Origin of the sequence: Micromonospora sp. CPCC 206061, from assembly GCF_036906915.1 — a bacterium.
In the GTDB taxonomy this organism is placed as follows: Bacteria; Actinomycetota; Actinomycetes; order Mycobacteriales; family Micromonosporaceae; genus Phytohabitans.
The window spans coordinates 1-4398 of record NZ_JBAKHX010000171.1 but is presented as its reverse complement, the minus strand read 5'-3'; the positions used below and the strand labels follow the sequence as shown (position 1 = coordinate 4398).

3 protein-coding genes and 1 pseudogene are annotated in these 4398 nt (G+C 67.1%); 3 read left to right on the top strand and 1 reads right to left on the bottom strand.

From position 1 onward, the window contains the following. Positions 1-17: 17 nt before the first annotated feature. Positions 18-329: pseudogene (locus V6V89_RS41070) on the bottom strand (transposase); the annotation flags it as partial. A gap of 881 nt (positions 330-1210) precedes the next feature. Here V6V89_RS41070 and V6V89_RS41065 point away from each other — a divergent pair. The 3 genes from V6V89_RS41065 to V6V89_RS41055 all read left to right on the top strand — a co-directional run bounded on the left by V6V89_RS41065 (position 1211) and on the right by V6V89_RS41055 (position 4070). After that, positions 1211-1933, top strand: coding sequence for a hypothetical protein (locus tag V6V89_RS41065; RefSeq protein ID WP_334625140.1), 723 nt, complete (start codon positions 1211-1213; stop codon positions 1931-1933). Between the two features lie 321 nt (positions 1934-2254). Further along, positions 2255-2896: an Hcp family type VI secretion system effector gene (locus V6V89_RS41060; protein WP_334625139.1), complete on the top strand. Its 642-nt coding sequence runs from the start codon at positions 2255-2257 to the stop codon at positions 2894-2896. Positions 2897-3365: 469 nt separating this feature from the next. Beyond that, positions 3366-4070, top strand: coding sequence for a contact-dependent growth inhibition system immunity protein (locus V6V89_RS41055; protein ID WP_334625138.1), 705 nt, complete (start codon positions 3366-3368; stop codon positions 4068-4070). The last annotated feature ends 328 nt before the right edge of the window (positions 4071-4398 follow it).

Genomic DNA, 4398 nt, shown 5'->3' with positions numbered 1-4398 from the left:
CAGGACAACGGCGTGCGCTATTCACGACGCGCCGCACCACCCACGGAAGCGTCAGGAGAGCCCCTTTTTGTCGCCCGGACGGCGATGGAGTCCACCACGGCGCGGGACCAGTCGATCTCGGTGATCACGTTCAACCGGTGCAGGAACTGCTGGTGCAACTGTTCCCACAGCCCGGATCGGGTCCATTCAGCAAATCGGCGGTGCGTGGTGGCCCGGCTAACCCCGAACAACGCCGCGGGCAGCTTGCGCCAGGAGCAGCCCGCCTGGACCAGGTACACGATCGCGGCCAGCACCGCCCGGTCATCGGCCCGGCGTTTCCCGCCGCCCTGCGGCCGGACCGCTGGAACGGGGGATCAACGGCTGGGCCGCTTCCCAGAAGTCATCCGGCGCCCAGGTGCGGATCATGTCATCGACATCGCTCACGGAACAAAGATCATGCCCCAGATCATCATCCGTCCATCTGAGACACCCCGTAACACCGCTGCGTGCTGACCGGTGTCGCGTCATGCTTCCGAGTCCACCTGGAGTTGATCTCCGCCGTGAGCGGGTTGTTAGCGCTCTCGAATCAAGTGCCCTTCGTGTTGGTGCGTCCACACTGGATCCCGGTCGCTGACAAGTTGCCACTCGCACGACGCCCAACTCAGAGCGAGCCAGCAACGCACTGAATGCCGTACGGCGCGCGACGGAGTCCGTCGACAAGACGCCGGCGCCGTTGCCACATCGGACACGTCCCGATCGGATAACCCCAACCGGGACATCCATGTCCCGTCCACCCCGTCCCGCAACCCACCACACCCACCTCGCACAACGGGACGTCCCGGCCGGGACACGACCACCACGACCGGGACGCCCGAGCCGAAACCGCGAACGCCATCGCGCGGCAGAGCCCGAATCACTCACCATCAAGACCCGGCCGCTGCCCGTGACGCGCAAGATGACCGTCGTCCCGGACCCATCAGACCCAACCGCGTCACCCGGCGGCAGCAGGCGCTCGACGTCGACCGTGCCAGGTCCCCACGCCCTACATCAACGCCGCGGACGCCGCGCTCCTACGCGACAGCCTCACCGGTGCCACGAGGCCGACAACACAGTCGGCGGCTTGACAACAGCGCACCGCGTCGACTCGAGGCGTCATGTGGCCACAGAGCCGGCGTCGCAACGCGCGATATCCGCGGCAGATGATCGTGCTCCGCTCGGAGATAATGTCGCGGTGTCTGACAATCAAGCGATCAGCCGGTTGATTGCGGCAGCGGCCCGAGTTCATCTTCGTTCGCTTGGACTGCGGCAGAAAGGCCGAAGCCGGCTGTGGTTCGACGATCACGGCTGGTGGTTGGTCGTGGTGGAGTTCCAACCGGGTAGAGGCCCGGGCACGTACCTGAACGTGGGCGCCATGTGGCTCTGGGCAGAGCGTGACTATTGGGCGTTCGATGAGGGCTGCCGCGTGTACTGGCGAGATGACGGATCTTTCACCTCCGCGCCCCGCCCGGGCGAGCAGGGTTGGCAACAGCACGTCGACTTTGTGAGCGTCGAGCAGTTCGCCCGTGACGTCGCACCGGTGGCCACGGTCGCAGCGGGGTGCGTGGCCGAGTTGCGCACGCAGTTCCCAGACCCGGCTGCGGTAGCTGAGCGCATGACCACCTCTCCCGCACGGCCAGGCAATACGCCCCTGTGGCGTATGTTCCATGGCGGCGTCGCGGCAGCGCTCAGCGGTGATGCGGTAACTGGCGATCGGTGCCTCGCCGAGGTGATGTCGACTGAAATGTTCGCGAACTGGCAACACTCTTTGGCAGTCCAAGCGGCGGATCTGCGTAGCCTGCTGGGTGAGCCTCTCGAATTGCATGGCTATGTCCTGGAAACGATCAGGCGGACCCGGCACATGCTCAAGCTTCCCGAGGTCGATTTTGACGGTGGCGGACTTCGGATTCGGCGATAGGTTCTGCCGCACCGACGAGTTGGGGCCATGGACGCCGGCAGCGTACTGTTCTCGGCTACTTGAGTAACCTTGATCTTTGTTCGTGCTCGCCGTCCGCGCTCGAGCCGGTGCGCCAGCGCCGGGGGCGGCCATCGTGCGGACCGCGGGCTGCGCCCGGCCGGAGGGCTGGATGAGGTCAAGCTCGCGCCGGTGGCCTGACGATGCGCCCGGATGTTGACGGTGGGTCGTCGCTATCGCCATCGCGACAGTGGTATGAATCTTTGTCTTCCCGGCGCCTATCCTGCAATGCGCCCATGCTGGGCTCATGGAAGGAGACAGGCGATGAAGTCGACACTTTGGCACCGGCGGTGGACGGGACCAACCGCGTTCGTCGCCGCGGTCGGGTTGGCCCTAGCCGGCGGGGCGGCGGTACGCGCCGCAGACCAGCCAGCCGTGGTCGACACCGGGGCCGGGATCGAGCTCGCCGCGCAAAACACCTGCCCATCGTCTGAACAGCTCCGGCCGGTGGCGGCGACCACCGCGTCGTACGCACGCATCGACGGGATCACCGGCGACGCGACCCGTGTGGCGGTGGCCGGGCAGGTGGTGCTGACAGCGATCCGCACCGGCATGTGCGGCGGTGGCGGCACCGCAGTGCCGAGCCTCGACCAACTCGTCGTCGAGAAGCGCATCGACCGGGCCAGCGTCCCGCTGCTGCAGCGGGCGGTCACCGGTACACACATCGCCAACGTAAAAATCAGCGTCTGGACCGAAACAGCGACGCCGCGCGAGGTGCTCAGCTACACGCTCGCCGACGTGACCGTGGCGTACGCCCGCCAGGTGCAGCGCGGCGACTCCCTGAGCGAGGAGGTCGGCTTCGCCTACGCGCGGATCACCTGGGCCTTCACTCCGCAAAACCCGGACGGATCCGGTGGTGCCACGATCCAGGCCTGCTGGGACCGGGTACGCAACATCAGCTGTTGAGTCGGGAACGGCGTCTTCCGGCGAGCCGGGTGCGGTTCCGTTTTCACCGACGGCGCGTTCGCCGGCCGCCTGCTCGACTGGGCCTACACGATCCTGCGCACCACGCTGCGCATCGTGCGCAAACCCGCCGATCAACGCGGCTTCGTCGTCATCTCCCCGCTGGGCCGCGATCAACACCATCACCCGCGGGATCGCCCGCGGAGGGCCCGCCACCGGCAGCAACGACGGACCTTTACCACCGCAAGTTGATCTTCTCAAACGCGCTCTCAGTCTGGAATGCGAGGACTACCTGCGGACGTAGATCGCGCACCGATTAGGTTTTCGCGCCGCGCCCGTCTGTACGTACGTAGGCATACGGTTTGGCGCGCTGATCAACAACTGACCGCGCGCCGGTTCATGTGCCGATGCCGGGTGGCCGTCGGACGCCGTCCCGTTCCCCGGCGGCGTGGGGCGGTGACACCATGGGGGCGTGTCCTCTCTCCGCGACGACGACCTGCTGATCCGCGACCTGACGAAGGCCTTCGCGGCCGCCGTGGATCGAGGGATGCCCCGCCAGATCGCCGCCCTGATGTGCGCCGACGAGGCAGAGTCCTTTCTGGACAACGTCAACGACCCCGACCGCGACGACCCTGACGAGCCGCTCGAGGAGCCCACCGTCGACGTCCCGGAGATCCGCGTCTTCGGCGAGGTCGCCCTCGCCCGATTCACCCGCCCGTACGCCGCCGGCACCCTCTTGTTCCGGCGGGAGGACGGCCGGTGGACGGTGTGCGCGGACGCCGAGGACGACCTTTCCCTGGACCAGTTGGAGGGTGGCGAGCGGCCGGCGCCTCCCGCGCGGGTGCGCGAGCTGCGCCGCACACCCATCGGTGACCTGGACGTCGCGGGTCTAGTCACCCTCGTGGAGCAGCACCAAGGGCTCGACATCCTGCTGCCCCGCGTGACGGTGCGGCTGCAGCGGGAGCCACTGCTTTCGGGAGACCGCCTCCCCGGCGACCTGCTCGCCGCGGCGCTCCGGGTCGAGCGCGAGCAGTGGGCGAAGGACCCCATCTCACTCACACGGATGCGCATCACCATCGACACCGTCCGAGACATGGGCGACCTCGACGCGCACGGTGCGCCGCACCGGGAGATCTGGGACCTGATAACACGGTTCGTCGCCACAAACCCCGACTGACGGCCCTCGGCCGCCCGGAGGCGAGTCGCATCCAACGTTGTCGCGACATTGACAGCGACCGAACCGCTCCCGGTGCGTGATGGTGGCGCTGCCAGACGCCGAGGGAGGCGATGTTCGGGCTGGTCGTGGTGGAGCAAGTCCTGGCAAATAGGCATGGCACTGGTTGTCTTTTCGAACCAGTTGGTTGTACCGCCGAGCCATGGTCGAGCCGGACGAGCCGTCGACGTCCCCTTCTCTCGCGATGAGCGGGCGGGCCCGGTGTCTTAGCCCTGATCCACCGATGAATTCGGGTTGTTGTGCTGCCGCGGTGTGGTGATCTTGCTGTTGT

Excerpts from the sequence above, each read along its gene's own strand:
- V6V89_RS41060 (WP_334625139.1), top strand. The coding sequence starts at position 2,255 with ATGAAGTCGACACTTTGGCACCGGCGGTGGACGGGACCAACCGCGTTC.